Raw genomic sequence first — 20,716 nt, 5'->3', positions numbered from 1 at the left:
CGGACTGGCGTGCTGCGCCGTCGAGATGATGCACACGTCGATGCCGCGCTACGATGCCGAGCGCTTCGGCTTCGCGCCGCGCGCCAGCCCGCGTCAGTCGGACGTGATGATCGTCGCCGGGACGCTGTGCAACAAGATGGCCCCGGCACTGCGCCGCGTCTACGACCAGATGCCGGAGCCACGCTACGTCATCTCGATGGGCAGCTGCGCTAATGGCGGCGGCTATTACCACTACAGCTACAGCGTCGTGCGCGGGTGCGACCGGATCGTGCCGGTCGATATCTACGTCCCCGGCTGCCCGCCGACGGCGGAGGCATTGCTGTACGGGATCATGCAGTTGCAGCGGAAGATCCGCCGCGTGGGGACGATTGAGCGGTGAGTGGCGCCGAACCGCAGTTGCGCGCCCTCGCGCCAGTGTTGCTGGTCCGCGATGTGCTGAGGGCGCAGGCGTATTTTGCTGACAAGCTTGGTTTCACGGCATCTCGGCTGTGGGGTGATCCGCCGACATTCTGCATCGCCGGTCGCGATGGCCTGGAATTGATGCTCAACCAGGTCGCGGCAAACGACAGTTTTCGGCCCAATGGCGACTATGATGGTCGCTGCGACGCCTATTTCTGGGTGCGCGACGCCGACGCGCTTCATGCCGAGTTTAAGGCAAAGGGCGCGGACATTGTCTGCGAGCCAGACGATCAACCTTACGGCATGCGCGAGATATTGGTGCGTTCGCCCGATGGGCATCTGTTGATTTTCGGCCACGACATAACGGGCATGGCATGAAATCGTCTGCGCCTGCCTATGCATCGAATGATGGCGTGATCGGCGCGACCGAGCGAACGCTCGGCGCGAAGATTCTGTCGAGCCTCGAGGCCGTCAACGAAGTGTCGTTCAGCGTCGCTCGCGAGAGCCTGGTCGAGACGATGACCTTGCTGCGCGACACCCCGGGACTCGAATATCAGCAATTGATGGAAATCGCCGGGGTCGATTACCCCGAGCGGCCCGACCGGTTCGAAGTGGTCTATTGCCTGCTTAGCCTGACGCGCAACCACCGCATCCGCGTCCACGTCCGGACCGACGAGATCAAGCCGGTGCCGTCGGTGACGGGGATCTGGCCGGTCGCCGGCTGGCTCGAGCGCGAGGTGTACGACATGTATGGCGTGCTGTTCGAGGGGAACCCCGACCTGCGCCGCATCCTGACCGATTACGGGTTCGTCGGGCATCCGCAGCGCAAGGACTTCCCGCTGACCGGCTATGTCGAGGTGCGCTATTCGGAAGAAACCAAGCGCGTCGCGTACGAGCCGGTCAAGCTGGCGCAGGATTTCCGCACCTTCGACTTCATGAGCCCGTGGGAAGGTGCCGAATACATCCTGCCGGGCGACGAGAAGGCAAAGCTGCCCGAAGAGAAGGGCGCGCCGACGCCGCTCAAGGCTGACGAGATCGTCAAGGCCGATGCCGCGCAGTCCAAGGCCGCAGCGCCCGCGCCGACACCCAAGACGACCGAAAGCACCACGCAGACCGGCGAGGGCAGGGCGGAGCCGACGCCCAAGCGTGCGCGCAAGCCGAAGAATCCGGACGTCGTGCCGACCAAGGGCAAGGGGCAGAACCAATGACCGATGCCCTCGACCAGATGCTGGGCCATACCGACGCCGAAGACCCGACCCCCGGCGACGTCCAGATCCAGAATTACACGATCAATTTCGGCCCGCAGCACCCCGCCGCGCACGGCGTGCTTCGCCTCGTCATGGAACTCGACGGCGAGATCGTCGAGCGCGTCGATCCGCATATCGGGCTGCTCCACCGCGGCACCGAGAAATTGATCGAATACAAGACCTACGCGCAGGCGCTGCCGTATTTCGACCGGCTCGATTACTGCTCGCCGCTCTGCATGGAGCACAGCTTTGTGCTCGCGGTCGAGAAATTGCTCGACCTGGAAGTGCCGATCCGCGCGCAATACCTCCGCGTGTTCTTCGCCGAATTGACGCGCATTTCGAATCACATGCTCAACCTGGGCAGCCATGTGATGGACGTCGGCGCGATGACGCCGAACCTGTGGATGTTCGAACTGCGCGAGGATTGCCTCAACTTCTTCGAACGCGCGTCGGGCGCGCGGATGCACTCCAACTATTTCCGCCCCGGCGGCGTGCATCAGGACGTGCCGCTCAAGCTGCTGACCGATATCGCCGACTGGCTCGACACGCGCGTGCCGCGCTTGTTCGAGGACGCGATCAGCTTGGTCGCCGACAACCGTATCTTCAAACAGCGCAACGTCGACATCGCGATCGTCAGCCGCGACGATGCGGTGCGCTGGGGCTTTTCGGGCCCGATGATCCGCGGGTCGGGCATCCCGTGGGATTTGCGCAAGTCGCAGCCGTACGATGCGTACGCGAAGATGGACTTCGACGTGCCGGTCGGCACGCGCGGCGATTGCTACGACCGCTTCATGGTCCGCGTCGAGGAAGTCCGCCAGTCGGTCCGCATCATGAAGCAGTGCCTCAGCGAAATGCCGAACGGCCCGATCGCCAGCGACGACCGCAAGGTGGTGCCGCCCAAGCGCGCCGAGATGAAGCAATCGATGGAAGCGCTGATCCATCACTTCAAGCTGTTCACCGAAGGCTATCACGTCCCCGCGGGCGACGTGTACGTCGCGACCGAAAGCCCCAAGGGCGAGTTCGGCGTCTATCTGGTCGCCGACGGCAGCAACAAGCCGTACCGCTGCAAGATCCGCCCGACTGCGTTCAGCCATTTGCAGGCGATGGACTTCATGTCGAAGGGGCACATGCTGGCGGATACGACTGCGATTTTGGGCGCGCTCGATATCGTGTTCGGGGAGTGCGACCGGTGAAGGCAATATTTATCACTGCGCTGCTGGCAAGTGCCTGTTCCAGCCAGTCTCCTAAGGCGAATGCCAGCCCGGATACTAACGCGCTTGATGCAAAAGCTTTGGGCCTTATGCCAAATGCGAATGTTCAAATCGCAGTTGATCGCGGCAAGAAGGGTCAAGATCTTCCGAATAGGATTCCGACCGATTATCTGCGGACCATTGAGAACAGCATCAACGAAGGTGTCGTTGGTCAATTTCGGCTGCAGAAATCTGATCGCTGGAAAATTGAAACTAAGTCACGCCAGATGAATTTCGGCAATCGCCCTGCCATTTTTACTGAGTCAAAGTATCGTGGCATTCTTCAGTTTGTCGAGGTTGATGCCATTCGGTCGGGCGAAGTTATCGGCATTGCATGCAAGGCAGGTGCTGCCGACAGCTATCTGGTCTATGAGACTTCGACGTGTCGTGCCGCAGTAGAAAAAGCGCTCGGACTGCCTACACCAATGAGCGGAATAAATGGCTGACGCTCCCCAAATCCCCGACGAAGCCGAAACCCGCGCGCGGTGGGGCGATTTCGCGTGGACCGATGAAAACCAACGGAAGGCGAACGAAATCCTCGGCCGCTACCCGGCGGGGCGCGAGCAATCGGCGTCGCTGCCGCTGCTCGACCTCGCACAGCGCCAGGTCGGCGCGGAGACCAACACGCAGGGCTGGCTGCCGGTCCCGGTGATCGAGTTCGTCGCGCGCCAGATCGGCGTGCCGTACATGCGCGTGTACGAGGTCGTCAGCTTCTATACGATGTTCAACATGGCGCCGGTCGGGCGCTATCACGTTAAGGTGTGCGGGACGACGCCGTGCCTGCTCGCCGGGTCCGACGACGTGCTCGCGGCGTGCAAAAATCACGGGCTGGTCAAGGGCAAGACCACCCCCGACGGGCTGTTCACGCTGACCGAGGTCGAGTGCCTCGGCGTGTGCGCCAACGCGCCGATGGTCCAGATCAACGACGATAATTACGAAGACCTCGACTACGATCGTACGATCGGTGTGCTCGAGGCGCTCGCGCGGGGCGAGACGCCGAAGCCCGGATCGACGATCGGCCGGCAGACGAGCTGTCCCGAGGGCGGGCCGACCAGCCTGAAAGCAATGGCGACCGAAAACCACGATTACCGGGGGGAATGGTGATGCGCGGCATGAATCCCATCGTCGCTGTGTTCGCGATCATCGGCGCGCTGGTGCTGCTCGGGCTGGTGTTGCGCGTTGCCTTCGCGCTGATAGGGCTGGCGGTCGCGGTCGGGATCGTGCTGGTCCTGGTCTATTTCGTCCGCAACGCGATGGGGAAGGGTAAATGATTGCCGCTTTCTCAATCCTCCCCGGGACGGGGAGGTGGCGCGAAGCGCCGGAGGGGGTTTGCCTCCTCGCGCAGCGCTTGCGGCCCGCCCCCTCCGTCAGCGCTTCGCGCTGCCACCTCCCCGTGAACGGGGAGGATTTCTGATGCTAGCCGACAAGGACCGCATCTTCACCAACGTGTACGGCTTCCAGCCCTGGGGGCTGAAGGCGGCGCAGGCGCGTGGCGACTGGGACAATACCAAGAAACTGCTCGAGATCGGGCAGGACGCAATCATCGACCGGATCAAGGCGTCGGGCCTGCGCGGGCGCGGCGGGGCGGGGTTCCCGACCGGCACCAAATGGGGCTTCATGCCCAAGGAGCCGCGCGCCGACCGTCCCAACTTCCTGGTGATCAACGCCGACGAATCCGAGCCTGGATCGTGCAAGGACCGCGAAATCATCCGCCACGATCCGCACAAGCTGATCGAGGGTGCGCTGGTCGCCGGCTACGCGATGCGCGCGCGCGCCGCGTACATCTACATCCGCGGCGAATATATCCGCGAGGCGGAGACGCTCTTCGCGGCGATTGCCGAAGCGTACGACGCCGGGCTGATCGGCAAGAACGCTTGCGGATCGGGCTACGATTTCGACCTGTTCTGCCATCGCGGTGCCGGCGCGTACATTTGCGGCGAAGAGACCGCGATGCTCGAAAGCCTGGAGGGCAAGAAGGGTCAGCCGCGGCTCAAGCCGCCGTTCCCGGCGGGCGCGGGGCTGTATGGCTGCCCGACCACGGTCAACAACGTCGAATCGATCGCGGTGGTGCCGACGATCCTGCATCGCGGCCCCGAATGGTTCGCCAGCTTCGGCGCGGAGAACAATCGCGGCACGAAGCTGTTCCAGATCAGCGGGCATGTGAACAAGCCGTGCGTGGTCGAAGAAGCGATGAGCATCCCGTTCCGCCAGCTGATCGACGAACATTGCGGCGGCATTCGCGGCGGGTGGGATAATCTGCTCGCGGTGATCCCGGGCGGGTCGTCGGTGCCGCTGGTCCCGGCCAAAGAGATCATGGACTGCCCGATGGATTTCGACGGGCTCAAGGCGCTCGGCTCGGGGCTAGGCACCGCGGCGGTCATCGTCATGGACAAGTCGACCGATATCGTGCGGGCGATCAGCCGCATCAGCTATTTCTACAAGCACGAATCCTGCGGCCAATGCACGCCGTGCCGCGAAGGCACCGGCTGGATGTGGCGCGTGACGGAGCGGATGCGCACCGGCGACGCCGACGTGTCGGAGATCGACACGCTCTACAACGTCACCAAGCAGGTCGAAGGCCATACGATCTGCGCGCTGGGCGATGCCGCCGCCTGGCCGATCCAGGGCCTGATCAAGCATTTCCGCCCCGAGATCGAGCGCCGCATTGCCGAGCGCCAGGGTGGCGATTTCTCACCGATGCAGGAGGCCGCGGAGTGACGACGCGACGGACCCTCCTGTTGGCGATTGCCGCATGCTGCGTGTCACCGGCTAGCGCGCAATATGCGCTGCCGACCCCGTATGCCGCCGTGCCCTCGTCTCGCCCGATTTCCGAGACCGACCAGTCGCGCGAGATGCTGAACCAATACGGCTATTGTATAATGATGCAGCATCTCGGCGGCGTGCAGCGAGCGCTGGCGTTGCCCGACGACGGTGCGATCGACCGCGCGTTGTCAAAGCTCCAGACTGACGATTGCCTGTTCGCGGGGCAGTTGAGAATGTCGCCGGCGTTGTTACGCGGCGCGATCTACCGCGCGATGTACCTTCGCGAGTTCGGCTATTTGTCACAGGCGACTCGCGCGACAGTTGTTCCTGCGAACGGGCAGCCCGGCGAAGAGCTGGATTCTGCCCCGTCGACGACCTTCGGCGGTTGTGTCGCCAAGCTCTCGCCCGATGCGACGCGTGACCTGGTAACGGCCGATGCCGCGACACCGTTCGAGGACAAGGCGCTTGCCGCACTTCGGCCGGCGCTTGCCGATTGTCTGCCACCCAAGCAGCAAGTGCGTCTCACGCGTTGGGGTTTGCAGGCAACGCTGGCGGAAGCCCTGTACAAACGGACGCTTGCGTTGACAAACAGGGCCAAGGCTGTGGGGACGAAGTGATGTCGGAGTTCAACGGCCCCGTATCAAAACAGGAGGCAGCGGAATGAGGTACTTGCTCACGATTGCCGGATTGCTCGCCGCGGTAACGGCGCTGCCCGCCCATGCCGCCACCGACGGATACGAGGTCGCGCAATGCGTCGTGGATAACGACTTGCATGACGCCAAGACGTTGCTTGCCAGCTTACCCGGATCGAGCGACGAACGTCGCGCGAGTGCCAAGCTCATGGATATCTATGGCGGGTGCAGCGACAATCGGACGGTTACCGGCCAGATCGCGTGGCGCGAGCGCGCGGAGATCGCCAACGCTGCGCTGCTAAGCTGGTTGGAGCGTGGCCGGTTCGATGCGGCATCGCCGCCACCGCGTGCGCGCTGGGCGCTGGCCGTCGGCGGCAGCCAGTACGGTTATGACCGCAACCTGGTCTCGATCCGCCAGTTCGGGGACTGCGTCGTCGCGCTGAATCCGGGCGCTGCGCTGCGGCTCGCTCGCTCGGCGCGCGGGAGCGGCGATGAACGCGCGGCGATCGCCGCCTTGACGCCGGCGCTCAACGATTGCCTTGCGCCGGGCAAGAAATTCACGACGAAGCGCGACGACCTGCGGCTGATCGTCGCCGAACCGCTTTATCACATGATATCGAAGTAGATCACCGCGATGCTCACGTTCCAGTTCGACATCCCCGCCTGGGCGGCACCGTGCGAGGTCGCTGCGTGATCCGGCGGCCGATTCTCCTTGCCGCGGTTTGCGGCATTGCGGGCGCTGCCCAGGGCCAGACGGGCAGCATTCGCAGCAATACTGCTCCGATCGAGGTGCCCGAGGGTCGGTCGACGGGCGATGTCGCGCGCGCCGTGTCCGACAATTTCGCGCTGTGCATCGTCAAGCGGCATTATCCGCAGGTGGTCAAGATGCTGGCGCCGCCGCTGGACACCGCCCACGACTTCAAGTTCCTGCCCAAGCTGATGGACGGGGAATGTTTTACCGGCAGCAGCGCGGTCGGGCGCGAATACGGCATGGATAGCGTCGAAATGAACACCAATCCGGTGGCGTTCCGGGGTGCGCTCTACAAGGCGCTCGTCCGCAAGGATTTCGGGCGGCGCCCGGCGACGTTCGGCGCCGCCGCGCTGGTCATGTCGGGGGACAATAGCGGCGTTCTGCAGTTCGCCGGCTGCGTGGTTCGGGCCGACCCCGGCAACAGTCTAAAGCTGTTGCAGGCGGTCGCCGGCGCCCCCGCCGAGCAGGCGGCGATCGGGGCGCTCAAGCCGCGTTTCGATCAATGCACCCCGCCCGGTGTGCAGCATGCATTTTCGAAGGGTAGTTTGATCGGGTACCTCGCCGAAGCCTATTATCGCGAGGCGGACGCCTCGAAACCGACGAGTTCGAACTGATGCCCAAGCTCAAGGTAGACGGCATCGAAGTCGAAATCCCCCTCGGCGCGCCGACCTCCGCCGGCTCGTCGCCGAGCCGCTCTATCGGCTGGTTCTCGGTCCCAACGCGCTGGCTTTGGATGGCCGCTTTGGCGTCGGTCGTGGGGGCGTCATCCGCGGCGATCGCTTTGCCCGAGCGTGCGCGGCCGGCATCGAGCGACGAAGCACGTCTGGTGCTGCGCGGCTATGCCGAGTGCCTGGTCCGCAACGCGCCGAGTCAAGTCGATTCGTTTCTCGCGATGTCGCCGTTCGACCCCGGCTTTGGCCGGCGGGGTGCCGAGATATCGATCTCCGGCTGCCTTGTCGGCGGGCGGCTGAAGTTTACCGCATTGCTGTTGCGCGGCGCGTTGTTCGCCGCGAAGTACAAGCGCGATTTCGGGCGGCAAGCGCCGACGTTCCTGATCGACCGTATCGACCTGGTTCCTGCGGGCGTTTCGGCGACCGCGCCCGATGGCGGTGCGGCGATCCGTTTGACGGTCACCGCCGCCGATTGCATCGCGATGCGCGACCGCGACGGCGCGCGCGCACTGATCCTCGCGCCGTTGGGGTCGAAAGCCGAAAAGAGTATGATCACACGCCTCTCGCCCGTCACGGCTGCCTGTGCGCCCGGTCTCGACCTTGCCCGTGCCCGCGAGCCGATCGAAGCGGCGCTGGCTGAAGTGTTATACCGCCGCGCCGCTCAGGCCAGTGCGCTCACCGGGAAAAGCAACTAATGCCCACGCTCAAGGTAGACGGGATCGAAGTCGACGTCCCCGCCGGTGCCACCGTGCTCCAGGCGTGCGAGGCGGCGGGCAAAGAAATTCCGCGCTTCTGTTATCATGAGCGCCTGAGCATCGCGGGCAATTGCCGGATGTGCCTGGTCGAGGTGAAGCCTGGGCCGCCCAAGCCGCAGGCGTCGTGCGCGCTGCCCGCGGCGGACAACCAGGAAATCTTCACCAACACCCCGATGGTGAAGAATGCGCGCGAAGGCGTGATGGAATTCTTGCTGATCAACCATCCGCTCGATTGCCCGATCTGCGACCAAGGCGGCGAGTGCGACTTGCAGGACCAGTCGCTCGCCTATGGGCGGGGACACAGTCGCTACACCGAGAACAAGCGTGCGGTGACCGAGAAGTATATGGGCCCGATCGTCAAGACGGTGATGACCCGGTGCATCCAGTGCACGCGCTGCATCCGCTTTGCCGAGGAAGTCGCCGGGGTCGAGGAAATCGGTGCGATCGGGCGCGGCGAGGATATGCAGATCACCAGCTATCTCGAAGGCGCGGTGACCAGCGAATTGTCGGGCAATGTCGTGGACTTGTGCCCGGTCGGCGCCTTGACGTCAAAGCCCTACGCGTTCGAGGCACGGCCGTGGGAACTCAAGAAGACGTTGTCGATCGACGTGATGGATGCGGTCGGCACCAACATCCGGCTCGACAGCCGCGGGCGGCAAGTGCTGCGCGCGCTGCCGCGGGTCAATGACGAAGTCAATGAGGAGTGGGCGAGCGACAAGACGCGGCATGCGGTCGACGGGCTGGTGCGGCGGCGGCTCGATAAGCCGTATGTGCGGCGCGGCGGCAAGTTGGTCGCCGCCACTTGGGACGAAGCGTTCGCGGCGATAGTGGCGGTCAAGGCGGGCAACAGCGTCGCGGCGGTGCATGGTGATTTGGTCGATTGCGAGACGGTCTTCGCAGCGAAGGCGCTGGTCAAGGCGATGGGCGGGACGCTGATCGAAGGGCGGCAGACCGGCGCTGATTATGAAGTGTCGAGCCTGGCCGCGGTCAATTTCAACACGACGATCGCCGGCGTCGAGCGCGCCGACGCGATCCTGATCGTCGGATCGAACGTCCGCTGGGAAGCGCCGCTGGTCAATACACGGATCAGAAAGGCCGTTAAGAAAGGCGCGAAAGTCTTTGCGATCGGGCCGGAAACAGATCTGACCTACAAGGTCGAATGGCTCGGCGACGATCTGTCGCTGATCGGCAAGCTGCCCAAGGCGGCGGCGGAGGCGTTCAAGAACGCCAAGGCGCCGATGGTGATCGTCGGCGGGCTCGCGGTGAAGCGCGCGCACGGCGCGGCGCTGCAGTTCGCGGATGCGTTCAACCTGATCCGCACACTCGAAGACGGCACCGCGTGGAACGGCTTCAACGTGCTGCATTTCTCGGCCAGCCGGATGGGCGGGCTGATGCTTGGCGCGGGGCTACCGGGCGGGATCGCCGATATCTACGTCGCGGCGCCTAAACTGGTGTTCCTGATGGGGGCGGACGAGGTCGATTTCGGCCAGCTTACGAAAAGCTTCAAGGTCTATGTCGGCCATCACGGCGACAAGGGCGCGGCGGCGGCCGACGTCGTGCTGCCGGGCGCGAGCTATGCCGAGAAATCGGGGACGTACGTCAATCTCGAGGGCCGCGTGCAGCGCGGCGAGCGCGCGGTGTTCCCGCCGGGCGACGCGCGTGAGGACTGGACGATCCTGCGCGCGCTCAGCGAGACGCTGAAGGTGACGTTGCCGTTCGACAGTCTGGAGGAATTGCGCGCGCAGATGGCGCTCGACGTGCCGGCCCTTGGGCAACTCGGCCTTGCCAAGTTCGACTGGAACCCGCCCAAGCTCGATGCCAAGGCGGATGGCGCGCTGGGCGGCTATCCGATTCAGGATTTCTACCTGACCAACGCGATCTGCCGCGCCAGCCCGACGATGCAGCAATGCTCGGCGGAACTGATCCACGGGCAAGCGTTCGCGGAGGCGGCGGAGTGATGTCCACGCCAGCAATTATCGGTCTTGGGTTCGGTTTGGCGGCGATGGCGGCCGCCATTTGGAAAGGCTTCGCGTCATTTTCGGGCGATGGTCGGCGATCCGGGCTGGAGAATAACTGGCAGAACGAAAACTATATGGATGCGGAGGACGGCCGCCCATCTGCCGAGCGGCGGCCCAACGACAGCACTGCACCGGGTATTTATCAATGACCTCCTGGTTCACCTATCTCGGCCTAGAATACGGCTGGGCGTGGTTCATCGCCACGATCATCGACATCCTCGTCATCGCGCTCCCGCTGATGCTCGCGGTCGCGATGATCATTTACGCCGACCGCAAGATCTGGGCGGCGATGGCGCTCCGGCGCGGGCCCAACGTCGTCGGTCCGCTCGGGCTGCTGCAATCGTTCGCCGACGGGCTCAAGGTCTTCCTCCAGGAAACGATCATTCCCTCGGCCGCGAACAAGGGCCTGTTCCTGATCGCGCCGATCATCACCTTCACCGTCGCGCTGATCGTGTGGGCGGTGGTACCGTTCCAGGCGGGGGTGGTGCTCGCCAACATCAATGTCGGGCTGCTCTACGTCCTCGCGGCGTCGAGCCTTGGCGTGTACGGCATCATCATCGCCGGCTGGGCGTCCAACTCCAAATATCCGTTCTATTCGGCACTGCGCGCGGCGGCGCAGATGGTGAGCTACGAAGTGTCGATCGGCTTCGTGCTGATCTCGGTCGTGCTTTGGGCCGACAGCTTCAACCTGACCAAGATCGTCGAGGCGCAGCGCGGCTTCGCCTGGGGCTGGGTCAACGGCAATTTCATCAACCCGCTGCTGTTCCCGATGGCGGTGGTGTTCTTCATCTCCAGCCTCGCCGAGACGCAGCGCGCGCCGTTCGACCTGACCGAGGCTGAAAGCGAGCTCGTCGCGGGATACCAGACCGAATATTCGTCGATGAGCTTCGCGCTCTACTGGCTCGGCGAGTACGCCAACGTCATCCTGATGTGCGCGCTCAACGCGATCCTGTTCTGGGGCGGCTACCTCCCGCCGCTCAATGTGGGCTGGATGTACGCGGTGCCGGGGATCATCTGGCTGTTCGCCAAGATCCTGTTCTTCTTCTTCCTGTTCAGCTGGGTGAAGGCGACCGTCCCGCGCTACCGCTACGACCAGTTGATGCGGCTGGGATGGAAGGTGTTCCTGCCGCTGTCGCTGATTTGGGTGTTCCTGGTGTCGGGCTGGCTGATGTGGGTGAGGGTTGGCGCGCCATGATGGTGCGGTCGATCATCCTCGCGCTGCTGGGCGTGGCCGGGTTTGCGGGCGAGGCACATGCCGAGTGGGATCCGTGCACTGCGCGTGCGGTTACCAGTGTCGAAGTGCCGTCCTTCTCGGAAGGTGGGTTCGACCGGGGCTGGGGCGTGGCGAAAGGTCAAACCTTTCAGTTCGTCACGCAATATTGGCAGTCGAAGACAGGCGTGCGCTATTTCTGCTCCCACGGCGGCGGGTGCTATCTGGCCGAGGCTCGGGTTAATGGCGTTCGTGTGCCCGTGGTCGCGCTAGACAATTGCCGGATCGACTATTCCGACCCGTACAAGTTCGAGGACGGCACGCTCTACAGCCTGACGCCGATCCGATCGAAGTTTTCTGCTCGCGATCTTCGCCAATGGGATGCGACCGAGGCGTTTTACAAATATAAGGTGCAGTACGATCGCATCGACCAATATGCGGTCGCCTATGCCAACAATCCTCGCTCTGCGTGCGCCAAGCTGACCCGTCGTGTTATGCGCGGCGACAGGCGCGCGATCCGGGCCATGAACAAGGACATCGACGCTGAGGGCAATGTGGTAAACCCCTGTATATGGGTGTCTAAATGACCGCCGCAGCCGCCAAACTGTCTGACGTGCGCGACTTCTGGGATGCCGCGTCTTGTGGCGAGGATCTGTTGCTCGCCGAGGAAACGGTTGCTGGCTATGCCGAGCAATCGGCCGAACGCTATCGGCTCGAGCCGTACATCCCTGCCTTCGCCGGCTTCGCCGAGGCGGCGGGCGAGCGCGTGCTCGAGATCGGCGTCGGGCTCGGCGCGGATCACGAGCAGTTCGCGCGGGCTGGGGCCACGCTGACCGGCGTCGATCTCACTCCGCGTGCGGTTGAGCACACCCGCAAGCGGCTCGCCCTAATGGGCCTGTCGTCCGATCTTCAAGTCGCCAATGCCGAGGCATTACCGTTCGCCGACGCCAGTTTCGACCGCGTCTACAGCTGGGGCGTGCTCCACCATTCGCCCGACACGCCCAAGGCGTTCGCAGAGGCGTTGCGCGTGCTGCGGCCGGGCGGACAGTACCGCTTCATGATCTACAACAAATGGAGCCTGATCGGGCTGATGCTGTGGGGCCGCTATGGCCTGATGCGCGGGCGGCCATTCATGTCGCTAGCGCAGGTCTATGCACGCTACCTCGAAAGCCCGGGGACCAAGGCCTACACGCCCGCCACCGCACGCGCGCTGGTCGCCGCGTGGAGCAAGGACGCCAGCGTGACGATCGAACTGAGCCACGGCGACTTGCTCGAAAGCGGCGCGGGGCAACGGCATCGTGGCCTTGCGCTCGACATCGCCCGCAGCCTTTGGCCGCGCGCGATCCTGCGCCGTGTCGCGAAGCGCAACGGGCTGTTCCTGCTGATGAAGGGCACCAAGGCGTGCTGATGATCCCGTTCCTGCTCTTTATCGGCCCGCAGACGGTGGCGATTCCTGCGGCGTCGCTGGCAAAGCCGAAACCGGCGACCGCCTGGTCGTGCGAGTTAAGCGACGCCGACGGCAAGCGTTTTCAACTCAGCGGCAAGTTCGACGAAGTTCCGGCGGGCGCCAACACGTATGAGAACAGGCCGACGACCATCACCGGCAACGGCCCGGCCTATTTGCTCGGCAGGGCGTATTTCACGGCCGGCGCCTTCGTCGAAGGATTTCGCGATTACGACGTTTTCGCGCGCGGCGAGGGCAATTCAGCGAGCAGGCTCCGCTTGACGCTCCGCCAAGGTGGCCATGGCCTGATCGTCATCCTGCGCACCGATCCGCCGAAACCTTACGACCACATCGCGACGGGCCTTTGCACGTCCGATTTCGGACCCACCGGGAAAGCCGATTGATCCCATGAGCATCACCCAGATCATCAAGTCGTTCACGCTGTGGGAATTCCTCAAGGCCCATGCGCTGACCTTCCGCTACATGTGGAAGGCCAAGGCGACGTTCTACTATCCGTTCGAGAAGAACCCGATTTCGCCCCGTTTTCGCGGCGAACATGCGCTGCGGCGTTATCCCAATGGCGAAGAGCGCTGCATCGCGTGCAAGCTTTGCGAGGCGATCTGCCCGGCGCTGGCGATCACGATCGAGGCCGAGCCGCGCGACGACGGATCGCGCCGCACGACACGCTACGACATCGACATGACCAAATGCATCTATTGCGGATTGTGTCAGGAAGCGTGCCCGGTCGATGCCATCGTCGAGGGACCCAACTTCGAATTTTCGACCGAAACGCGCGAGGAATTGATCTACGACAAGGCCAAACTGCTCGACAACGGCGACCGCTGGGAACGCGCGATCGCCGCGAACCTTGCCGCCGATGCACCCTACCGTTAAGCGCGCTCCAACTCTCCGGGGACCCCTGATTCCGTGATCCAGGCAATCGCCTTTTACCTGTTCGCCGCGATGGTGATTTTGTCCGGAGCGTTGACGATCACGTCGCGCAATCCGGTGCACAGCGTGCTGTGGCTGATCATGGCGTTTTTCAACGCCGCGGGGCTGATGCTGCTGGTCGGCGCCGAGTTCATCGCGATGTTGCTGGTGATCGTCTATGTCGGCGCCGTCGCGGTGCTGTTCCTGTTCGTCGTGATGATGCTCGACATCGATTTCGCCGAAATGCGGGCAGGGTTCGTGCGCTATGCGGCGATTGGGCTTGCATTTGCGGTAGCACTGGCCGCCGAAATTTTCATCGCGATCGGCGCGTGGAGCGCGGGCGGGCTCAAGCTCGACCAGCGGATCGCGCCGATGCCGACCGATAACACCTCGAATATCGAGGCGATCGGCAAGCTGCTCTATTCGCGGTACCTGTACGTGTTCGAAGGCGCGGGCCTCGTCCTGCTCGTCGCGATGATCGGCGCGATCGTGCTGACCCACCGCGCGCGCGGTGGGGTCAAGGGCCAGAAGATCAGCCGCCAGGTCGCGCGCCGCCCGCAGGACGCGACCCGCAACACGCAGCCGCCGGTCGGGCAGGGGGTCGAGCTATGATCGGCCTGACGCATTACCTCGTCGTCGCCGCGATCCTGTTCGCGATGGGCGTGATGGGACTGATCGCCAACCGCAAGAACCTCATCATCATGCTGATGGCGATCGAGCTGATCCTGCTTGCGGTGAACCTCAACCTCGTCGCGTTCTCGGCCTATCTGCACGATCTGGTCGGCCAGGTGTTCGCGATGTTCGTGCTGACGGTCGCGGCGGGCGAAGCGGCGATCGGGCTCGCCATTCTCGTCATCTATTTCCGCGGGCGCGGGACCATTGCGGTCGACGATGCCAATCGGATGAAGGGCTGAACGCGTGATCCAGCTCATCGTCTTCCTGCCGCTGCTCGCGGCGATCGTCGCGGGCCTCGGCAATCGCGCGATCGGCAATGTGCCGGCCAAGGTCATTACCACCGGCGCGCTGTTCGCGTCGTGCGCGCTGAGCTGGCCGGTCTTCATCCACTATCTCGGCGGCGCCGACGCGACCGTCGCGCCGGTGTTCGAATGGATGAAATCGGGCGACCTCGACGTCGCCTGGGCGCTGCGCGTCGACAGCCTGACCGCGGTGATGCTGGTGGTGATCACCAGCGTTTCGGCGCTCGTCCACCTCTATAGCTGGGGTTATATGGAGGAAGACCCGGACCAGCCGCGGTTCTTCGCCTACCTCTCGCTGTTCACCTTCGCGATGCTGATGCTGGTGACCGCGAACAATCTGGTCCAGATGTTCTTCGGCTGGGAAGGCGTGGGGCTCGCGAGCTATCTGCTGATCGGCTTCTGGTTCAAGAAGCCCTCGGCCAACGCCGCCGCGATCAAGGCGTTCGTGGTCAACCGCGTCGGCGATCTGGGCTTCATGCTGGGTATTTTCGGCACGTTCCTGGTGTTCGGCACCGTCTCGATCCCGCAGATCCTGCACGACGCGCCGGGGATGGCCGGGTCGACGATCGGTTTCCTCGGCTATCGCCTCGACACGATGACGATCCTGTGCCTGTTGCTGTTCGTGGGCGCGATGGGCAAGTCGGCGCAGCTCGGCCTCCACACCTGGCTGCCCGACGCGATGGAGGGCCCGACCCCGGTCAGCGCGCTGATCCACGCCGCGACGATGGTGACCGCGGGCGTGTTCATGGTGTGCCGCCTGTCGCCGATGTTCGAGACGAGCATCGTCGCAACCAACTTCGTCGTGTTCATCGGCGCCGCGACGTGCATTTTCGCGGCCACCATCGGCACGTGCCAGAACGACATCAAGCGCGTGATCGCCTATTCGACCTGTTCGCAGCTCGGCTACATGTTCTTCGCGGCGGGCAGCGGTGCGTATGGCGCGGCGATGTTCCACCTGTTCACGCACGCTTTCTTCAAGGCGCTGCTGTTCCTCGGCGCGGGCAGCGTGATCCACGCGATGCACCACGAGCAGGACATGCGCTTCTACGGCGGGCTGCGTAAGCAGATCCCCATCACTTTCTGGGTGATGCTGCTCGGGACGCTGGCGATCACCGGGGTTGGCATCCCAGGCATCTTCGGCAATCCCGCGATCGGCTTTGCCGGCTTCCATTCGAAGGACGGCATTCTCGAGCTGGCCTATGCCTCGGGCCGTGGCACCGGCGCTTATTATGTCGGGGTGCTCGCCGCGCTCCTCACCAGTTTCTATTCGTGGCGGCTGATGTTCCTGACCTTCTGGGGCAAGCCGCGTTGGGTGCAGTCCGAGCATATCCAGCACGCAGTGCATGACTCGCACGGCCACGATCATAACGATCACGCACGCGATCATCACGACCAGGCGCACGGCGACGGCACCGGCGGCTATCATCCGCACGAAAGCCCGCTCAGCATGCTGGTTCCGCTGATCCTGCTGGCGACCGGCGCGGTGCTCGCGGGGTTCGTCTTCCACGGCTGGTTCATCGAGCCGGAAGCGGGCGAGCGCTACTGGCGCGGCGCGATCGCGTTCAACGAACACCTCTACCATGCGGCGCACGAAGTGCCGGTGCTGGTCAAGCTGTCGGCGACGATCGTGATGCTGCTCGGCCTGTGGGGCGCGTGGCTGGCGTATATCCGCCGGCCCGATATCGCCGGCCGCTTCACCGAAACGTTCCGCTACCTGTACCGTTTCGTGTACAACAAATGGTATTTCGACGAGCTGTACGACCTGCTGTTCGTTCGCCCCGCTTTCGCGATCGGGCGGCTGTTCTGGAAGCAGGGTGACGAGGGCATCATCGACCGCTTCGGCCCCAACGGGTCGGCGTGGGCGGTGGCGCTCGGCAGCCGCGTCGCGGGGCGGCTGCAAACCGGATATGTTTATACTTATGCGTTCGTCATGCTGATCGGCCTGACCGCCGCCGTTACTTGGGCGATCAGTCAATGAGCGGCTTTCCGATCCTGAGCGTGATGCTGGCGGTGCCGGCGTTCGCGGCGGTGGCGTGCCTGTTCCTGAGCGCGGCCAACGCGCGCTGGCTGGCGCTGGCAGCGACGTTGGTCGATCTCGCGCTTGGCGCGGTGTTGTGGAGCCAGTTCCAGATCGGCGGGCCGCAATGGCAGTTCGTCGAGAACGTACCGCTGTTCGGCAGCTTCGGCTGGTCGCTCGGCATCGACGGCTTCGCGCTGTTGCTGATCGAGCTGTCGGTATTCCTGATGCCGATCTGCATCGGCGCGAGCTGGACATCGATCGAGAAGCGCGTGCCCGAATATATGGCGGCGTTCCTGCTGACCGAGCTGCTGATGATCGGCACCTTCGCGGCGCAGGATCTGTTCCTGTTCTACATCTTCTTCGAAGGCGGCCTGATTCCGATGTTCCTGATCATCGGCATCTGGGGCGGCGCGAACCGGATCTACGCGAGCTACAAATTCTTCCTCTACACGCTGCTCGGATCGGTGCTGATGCTGGTCGCGATGCTGTGGATGGTGAACCAGGCCGGAACGACGTACATCCCGACGCTGCTCAACCACGATTTCCCGGTCCACGCGCAGACCTGGCTATGGCTTGCGTTCTTCGCGTCGTTCGCGGTCAAGATGCCGATGTGGCCGGTCCACACCTGGCTGCCCGACGCGCACGTTCAGGCGCCGACCGCCGGGTCGGTGATTCTGGCCGGGGTGCTGTTGAAGCTTGGCGGCTACGGCTTCCTGCGCTTCTCGGTGCCGATGTTCCCCGAAGCCTCGTCCTATTTCGTGTGGCTGGTGTTCGGACTGTCGGCGGTGGCGGTAATCTACACCTCGCTCGTGGCGCTGGTGCAGTCGGACATGAAGAAACTGATCGCTTATTCGTCGGTCGCCCACATGGCGATCGTGACGATCGGGCTGTTCTGCTTCAACCGCCAGGGGATCGAGGGCGGAATGATGGTGATGCTCGGTCACGGCCTCGTCTCGGGCGCGTTGTTCCTGTGTGTGGGCGTGATCTATGACCGGCTGCACACGCGCGAGATCGACCGGTACGGCGGGCTAGCGATCAACATGCCGCGTTACGCGATGCTGTTCATGCTGTTCACGATGGCCTCGGTCGGGCTTCCCGGTACGAGCAATTTCGTCGGCGAGTTCTTGAGCCTCGCGGGCACCTACAAGGTGTCGACCACGATCACGTTGCTGTGCACCACCGGCATCATCCTGGGCGCGGCGTACATGCTCTATCTCTACCGCCGCGTCGTGTTCGGGGTGATCAAGTCCGACGACGTCGCGGCGATGCCCGACCTCAACGCCCGCGAACTGTGGCTGCTCGTGCCGATCGCCGCCGCCGTACTTTGGATGGGCGTCTATCCCGAAAGCTTCCTCGCGCCGATGCGCAGTGACGTGCAGATCCTGCTCGACCGGATCGACCGCGCCAAGCCCGCCGGTGACGCGCTGCCGACGCCGGGCAAGGCGGTCGCTGCGCCCGCGCATGGCGGAGAGGCGAAGTGATGGACTGGACCAACGCTCTCCAGGCAACGATGCCCGAACTCGTCCTGTCGATCGGCGCGATGGCGCTGATGCTGGTGGCGGCGTGGGGCGGGCAGCGCTCGACGCGGATGGTCAGCTGGACCGCGGTCGCGGTGCTGCTCGGTGCGGGGATCGCGCTCGCCGGGCCGGCCTCGTACGCGGGCGTGGTGTTCGACGGACTCTACCGCGCCGATGCATTCGCCGCGTTCGCAAAGGTATTGATCTACATCGCTGCTGCTGTGTCGATCGTGATCGCGCCGCGCTTCTTCGCGCATGGCGACGGTGACAGTCTGCACCCCGAATATCCGGTGCTGATCCTGCTCGCGGTGGCGGGCATGGGGATGATGGTGTCGGCGGGCGACATGCTCACGCTGTATGTAGGGCTCGAGCTCAACAGCCTCGCGGCGTATGTGCTCGCCAGTTTCATGCGCCGCGATCAGCGGTCGGCGGAAGCGGGGCTCAAATACTTCGTCCTCGGCGCGCTTGCCTCGGGCATCCTGCTCTACGGTATCTCGCTGGTCTACGGATTCAGCGGCACGACGCTCTTCACCGGGATCGCCGCCGCCTATGCGGGGCCGCACTCGCTCGGGCTGTTGTTCGGGCTGGTGTTCGTGTTCACCGGCCTTGCGTTCAAGATGTCGGCGGTGCCGTTCCACATGTGGACCCCCGACGTGTACGAAGGCGCGCCCACCCCGGTGACGGCCTTCTTCGCCTCGGCACCGAAGGTTGCCGCCGTCGCTTTGGGCGTTCGTGTCGCGATCGATGCGATGGGCCCGGCGGTTGCGGAGTGGCGCCAGATCGTGATCTTCGCCAGCCTCGCCTCGATCATCTTCGGCTCGGTTGCCGCGATCGGCCAGAACAACGTCAAGCGGCTGCTGGCCTATTCGTCGATCAGCAATGTCGGGTTCCTGCTCGTCGGCCTCGCGGCGGGAACGCCGGCGGGCGTGGCATCGGTGCTGCTGTACCTCGCGATCTACATCGCGATGACGCTCGGCGCGTTCCTAGTCGTGCTGCAGATGCGCGACGCCAGCGGCGAGCCGGTCGAGACGATCGCGAGCCTGTCGGGCCTGTCCGAAACTCAGCCCGGGCTGGCGGCGGCGATGATCATCTTCATGTTCTCGCTGGCGGGCATCCCGCCGTTGCTTGGCTTCTTCGCCAAATTGGCGGTGTTCAACGCGGCGGTCGCGGCGGGCCTGTATCCGTTCGCGGTAGTCGGCTTCGTCGGGTCGGTGATCGGCGCTTTCTATTACCTGCGGCTGATCAAGGTGATGTATTTCGACGCCCCCGCGCCGGCGTTCCGGCGGAGCAAGGACACCGCGGTCGAATACGCCGTGATGGCGGTGCTGGCGGTGTTCATTTCGCCGGTCGGCTGGTTCGCGCTCAAGCCGCTGGGCGTGTGGAGCGCGGCGGCCGCGAAGGCGCTGTTCTGAGCCACCAGGTCCGTACGGTCGCCGAAACCGGATCGACCAATGCCGACATGATCGCGCTCGCCGCGACAGGGCTGGAGGAAGGCGTCTGGCTGCGTGCCGAGCGCCAAACGGGCGGGCGCGGCCGGCAGGGCCGGACATGGGTTTCGCCGATAGGCAATCTTTACGCCAGTGCATTGGTGAGGCCCCGACCGAGCGATCCGCCAGCCGCGACGCTCGCGCTGGTTTCGGCGGTCGCGCTGGAGGAAGCGGTCAGCGCCTACATCATGGGCGCGGCGGTGCTCAAATGGCCCAACGATTTGCTGATCGATGGCGCCAAGCTGTCGGGCATCCTGCTCGAACGCGCCGGCACCGCGGTCGTGATCGGGTTCGGCGTCAATCTGGCGCACCATCCGACCGATACCGACCGCGTTGCGACCAGCCTGGCCGCCTACAACGTCGCGGTGGAACCCGCCGATTTCGTCGAGACGCTCGCCGATGCGTTCGCGCGTTGGGTCGAGCGGTGGCGGGGCGAGGGGATCGACGTCGTGCGCCGCCGCTGGGTCGATCGTGCACACCCGATCGACACACCACTTACCGCGCGGCTGCCCGACGGATCGGCGATCGACGGCTTGTTCGACGGGCTCGATGCCGACGGCGCACTCATCCTTCGCTTGGCGGACGGCACGCGGCGTGTCATTCACGCTGGCGACGTCTTCCTGCTCTAGATCAAAGGGCCATAAA

General features: G+C 64.3%; 25 protein-coding genes. All 25 read left to right on the top strand.

Annotated elements, in window-relative coordinates; all coding sequences use genetic code 11:
* A partial coding sequence (locus JWM94_RS03020; RefSeq protein ID WP_299421478.1) for an NADH-quinone oxidoreductase subunit B family protein occupies positions 1 to 379 on the top strand: 379 nt, incomplete at its 5' end.
* Positions 380 to 417: 38 nt separating this feature from the next.
* Positions 418 to 777: a VOC family protein gene (locus tag JWM94_RS03015; RefSeq protein WP_299421475.1), complete on the top strand. Its 360-nt coding sequence runs from the start codon at positions 418 to 420 to the stop codon at positions 775 to 777.
* Positions 774 to 1,607 carry an NADH-quinone oxidoreductase subunit C gene (locus JWM94_RS03010; protein ID WP_299421471.1) on the top strand — a complete coding sequence of 278 codons (834 nt, stop codon included), beginning with the start codon at positions 774 to 776 and terminating at the stop codon, positions 1,605 to 1,607. The genes JWM94_RS03015 and JWM94_RS03010 overlap by 4 nt, the downstream gene beginning before the upstream one ends.
* A complete protein-coding gene (locus JWM94_RS03005) occupies positions 1,604 to 2,839 on the top strand; it encodes an NADH-quinone oxidoreductase subunit D (RefSeq protein WP_299421467.1) in 1,236 nt (411 codons plus the stop codon). The genes JWM94_RS03010 and JWM94_RS03005 overlap by 4 nt, the downstream gene beginning before the upstream one ends.
* The gene (locus JWM94_RS03000; RefSeq protein ID WP_299421464.1) at positions 2,836 to 3,342 is read left to right on the top strand and encodes a hypothetical protein; all 507 of its coding nucleotides are present in this window, start codon (positions 2,836 to 2,838) and stop codon (positions 3,340 to 3,342) included. The genes JWM94_RS03005 and JWM94_RS03000 overlap by 4 nt, the downstream gene beginning before the upstream one ends.
* Positions 3,335 to 4,000: an NAD(P)H-dependent oxidoreductase subunit E gene (locus tag JWM94_RS02995; protein WP_299421460.1), complete on the top strand. Its 666-nt coding sequence runs from the start codon at positions 3,335 to 3,337 to the stop codon at positions 3,998 to 4,000. The genes JWM94_RS03000 and JWM94_RS02995 overlap by 8 nt, the downstream gene beginning before the upstream one ends.
* An 8-nt stretch (positions 4,001 to 4,008) precedes the next feature.
* Positions 4,009 to 4,167 carry a hypothetical protein gene (locus tag JWM94_RS02990; protein WP_299421457.1) on the top strand — a complete coding sequence of 53 codons (159 nt, stop codon included), beginning with the start codon at positions 4,009 to 4,011 and terminating at the stop codon, positions 4,165 to 4,167.
* Between the two features lie 142 nt (positions 4,168 to 4,309).
* Positions 4,310 to 5,614 (top strand): NADH-quinone oxidoreductase subunit NuoF, encoded by a 1,305-nt coding sequence (gene nuoF, locus JWM94_RS02985; protein WP_299421452.1) that lies wholly within the window; start codon positions 4,310 to 4,312, stop codon positions 5,612 to 5,614.
* 20 nt (positions 5,615 to 5,634) lie between these two features.
* A complete protein-coding gene (locus JWM94_RS02980) occupies positions 5,635 to 6,276 on the top strand; it encodes a hypothetical protein (RefSeq protein WP_299421447.1) in 642 nt (213 codons plus the stop codon).
* A gap of 43 nt (positions 6,277 to 6,319) precedes the next feature.
* On the top strand, positions 6,320 to 6,916 hold the full coding sequence (locus tag JWM94_RS02975) for a hypothetical protein (protein ID WP_299421443.1): 597 nt from the start codon (positions 6,320 to 6,322) through the stop codon (positions 6,914 to 6,916).
* A gap of 65 nt (positions 6,917 to 6,981) precedes the next feature.
* A complete protein-coding gene (locus JWM94_RS02970; protein WP_299421440.1) occupies positions 6,982 to 7,656 on the top strand; it encodes a hypothetical protein in 675 nt (224 codons plus the stop codon).
* Positions 7,656 to 8,408 carry a hypothetical protein gene (locus JWM94_RS02965; protein ID WP_299421431.1) on the top strand — a complete coding sequence of 251 codons (753 nt, stop codon included), beginning with the start codon at positions 7,656 to 7,658 and terminating at the stop codon, positions 8,406 to 8,408. The genes JWM94_RS02970 and JWM94_RS02965 overlap by 1 nt, the downstream gene beginning before the upstream one ends.
* Positions 8,408 to 10,426: an NADH-quinone oxidoreductase subunit NuoG gene (gene nuoG, locus JWM94_RS02960; protein WP_299421427.1), complete on the top strand. Its 2,019-nt coding sequence runs from the start codon at positions 8,408 to 8,410 to the stop codon at positions 10,424 to 10,426. Before JWM94_RS02965 ends, nuoG begins: the two co-directional genes overlap by 1 nt.
* The gene (locus JWM94_RS02955; RefSeq protein WP_299421422.1) at positions 10,426 to 10,635 is read left to right on the top strand and encodes a hypothetical protein; all 210 of its coding nucleotides are present in this window, start codon (positions 10,426 to 10,428) and stop codon (positions 10,633 to 10,635) included. The genes nuoG and JWM94_RS02955 overlap by 1 nt, the downstream gene beginning before the upstream one ends.
* On the top strand, positions 10,632 to 11,681 hold the full coding sequence (gene nuoH, locus JWM94_RS02950) for an NADH-quinone oxidoreductase subunit NuoH (RefSeq protein ID WP_299421417.1): 1,050 nt from the start codon (positions 10,632 to 10,634) through the stop codon (positions 11,679 to 11,681). Before JWM94_RS02955 ends, nuoH begins: the two co-directional genes overlap by 4 nt.
* The gene (locus JWM94_RS02945) at positions 11,681 to 12,283 is read left to right on the top strand and encodes a hypothetical protein (RefSeq protein ID WP_299421414.1); all 603 of its coding nucleotides are present in this window, start codon (positions 11,681 to 11,683) and stop codon (positions 12,281 to 12,283) included. Before nuoH ends, JWM94_RS02945 begins: the two co-directional genes overlap by 1 nt.
* Positions 12,280 to 13,104, top strand: a complete 825-nt coding sequence (locus tag JWM94_RS02940; RefSeq protein ID WP_299421409.1) for a class I SAM-dependent methyltransferase — start codon at positions 12,280 to 12,282, stop codon at positions 13,102 to 13,104. The genes JWM94_RS02945 and JWM94_RS02940 overlap by 4 nt, the downstream gene beginning before the upstream one ends.
* Entirely contained in the window at positions 13,104 to 13,544 is a 441-nt protein-coding gene (locus tag JWM94_RS02935) for a hypothetical protein (RefSeq protein ID WP_299421405.1), read from the top strand. Before JWM94_RS02940 ends, JWM94_RS02935 begins: the two co-directional genes overlap by 1 nt.
* 4 nt (positions 13,545 to 13,548) lie before the next feature.
* Complete coding sequence (gene nuoI, locus JWM94_RS02930) at positions 13,549 to 14,034, top strand: NADH-quinone oxidoreductase subunit NuoI (protein ID WP_299421401.1); 486 nt, start codon at positions 13,549 to 13,551, stop codon at positions 14,032 to 14,034.
* Positions 14,035 to 14,067: 33 nt separating this feature from the next.
* On the top strand, positions 14,068 to 14,682 hold the full coding sequence (locus JWM94_RS02925; RefSeq protein ID WP_299421398.1) for an NADH-quinone oxidoreductase subunit J: 615 nt from the start codon (positions 14,068 to 14,070) through the stop codon (positions 14,680 to 14,682).
* A complete protein-coding gene (nuoK, locus tag JWM94_RS02920; RefSeq protein ID WP_299421394.1) occupies positions 14,679 to 14,984 on the top strand; it encodes an NADH-quinone oxidoreductase subunit NuoK in 306 nt (101 codons plus the stop codon). The genes JWM94_RS02925 and nuoK overlap by 4 nt, the downstream gene beginning before the upstream one ends.
* Before the next feature lie 4 nt (positions 14,985 to 14,988).
* Positions 14,989 to 17,025 carry an NADH-quinone oxidoreductase subunit L gene (gene nuoL / locus JWM94_RS02915; RefSeq protein ID WP_299421390.1) on the top strand — a complete coding sequence of 679 codons (2,037 nt, stop codon included), beginning with the start codon at positions 14,989 to 14,991 and terminating at the stop codon, positions 17,023 to 17,025.
* Positions 17,022 to 18,548 (top strand): NADH-quinone oxidoreductase subunit M, encoded by a 1,527-nt coding sequence (locus tag JWM94_RS02910; RefSeq protein ID WP_299421385.1) that lies wholly within the window; start codon positions 17,022 to 17,024, stop codon positions 18,546 to 18,548. Before nuoL ends, JWM94_RS02910 begins: the two co-directional genes overlap by 4 nt.
* Entirely contained in the window at positions 18,548 to 19,996 is a 1,449-nt protein-coding gene (nuoN, locus tag JWM94_RS02905; RefSeq protein ID WP_299421382.1) for an NADH-quinone oxidoreductase subunit NuoN, read from the top strand. Before JWM94_RS02910 ends, nuoN begins: the two co-directional genes overlap by 1 nt.
* Positions 19,993 to 20,700 (top strand): biotin--[acetyl-CoA-carboxylase] ligase, encoded by a 708-nt coding sequence (locus tag JWM94_RS02900; protein ID WP_299421482.1) that lies wholly within the window; start codon positions 19,993 to 19,995, stop codon positions 20,698 to 20,700. Before nuoN ends, JWM94_RS02900 begins: the two co-directional genes overlap by 4 nt.
* Positions 20,701 to 20,716: the final 16 nt, after the last annotated feature.

This window comes from Sphingomonas bacterium (assembly GCF_028289855.1).
GTDB lineage: Bacteria > Pseudomonadota > Alphaproteobacteria > Sphingomonadales > Sphingomonadaceae > Sphingomonas.
Note: the sequence above shows the minus strand (reverse complement) of the source record. Positions and strands in the feature narration are given on the sequence as shown.

What these genes read in the sequence shown, in the direction of transcription:
- JWM94_RS03010 (WP_299421471.1), top strand. Translation starts at nt 774, where the DNA reads ATGAAATCGTCTGCGCCTGCCTATGCATCGAATGATGGCGTGATCGGC.
- JWM94_RS03005 (WP_299421467.1), top strand. Translation starts at nt 1,604, where the DNA reads ATGACCGATGCCCTCGACCAGATGCTGGGCCATACCGACGCCGAAGAC.
- JWM94_RS02995 (WP_299421460.1), top strand. Translation starts at nt 3,335, where the DNA reads ATGGCTGACGCTCCCCAAATCCCCGACGAAGCCGAAACCCGCGCGCGG.
- JWM94_RS02990 (WP_299421457.1), top strand. Translation starts at nt 4,009, where the DNA reads ATGAATCCCATCGTCGCTGTGTTCGCGATCATCGGCGCGCTGGTGCTG.
- nuoF (WP_299421452.1), top strand. Translation starts at nt 4,310, where the DNA reads ATGCTAGCCGACAAGGACCGCATCTTCACCAACGTGTACGGCTTCCAG.
- JWM94_RS02975 (WP_299421443.1), top strand. Translation starts at nt 6,320, where the DNA reads ATGAGGTACTTGCTCACGATTGCCGGATTGCTCGCCGCGGTAACGGCG.
- JWM94_RS02965 (WP_299421431.1), top strand. Translation starts at nt 7,656, where the DNA reads ATGCCCAAGCTCAAGGTAGACGGCATCGAAGTCGAAATCCCCCTCGGC.
- nuoG (WP_299421427.1), top strand. Translation starts at nt 8,408, where the DNA reads ATGCCCACGCTCAAGGTAGACGGGATCGAAGTCGACGTCCCCGCCGGT.
- JWM94_RS02955 (WP_299421422.1), top strand. Translation starts at nt 10,426, where the DNA reads ATGTCCACGCCAGCAATTATCGGTCTTGGGTTCGGTTTGGCGGCGATG.
- nuoH (WP_299421417.1), top strand. Translation starts at nt 10,632, where the DNA reads ATGACCTCCTGGTTCACCTATCTCGGCCTAGAATACGGCTGGGCGTGG.
- JWM94_RS02945 (WP_299421414.1), top strand. Translation starts at nt 11,681, where the DNA reads ATGGTGCGGTCGATCATCCTCGCGCTGCTGGGCGTGGCCGGGTTTGCG.
- JWM94_RS02940 (WP_299421409.1), top strand. Translation starts at nt 12,280, where the DNA reads ATGACCGCCGCAGCCGCCAAACTGTCTGACGTGCGCGACTTCTGGGAT.
- JWM94_RS02935 (WP_299421405.1), top strand. Translation starts at nt 13,104, where the DNA reads ATGATCCCGTTCCTGCTCTTTATCGGCCCGCAGACGGTGGCGATTCCT.
- nuoI (WP_299421401.1), top strand. Translation starts at nt 13,549, where the DNA reads ATGAGCATCACCCAGATCATCAAGTCGTTCACGCTGTGGGAATTCCTC.
- nuoK (WP_299421394.1), top strand. Translation starts at nt 14,679, where the DNA reads ATGATCGGCCTGACGCATTACCTCGTCGTCGCCGCGATCCTGTTCGCG.
- JWM94_RS02910 (WP_299421385.1), top strand. Translation starts at nt 17,022, where the DNA reads ATGAGCGGCTTTCCGATCCTGAGCGTGATGCTGGCGGTGCCGGCGTTC.
- nuoN (WP_299421382.1), top strand. Translation starts at nt 18,548, where the DNA reads ATGGACTGGACCAACGCTCTCCAGGCAACGATGCCCGAACTCGTCCTG.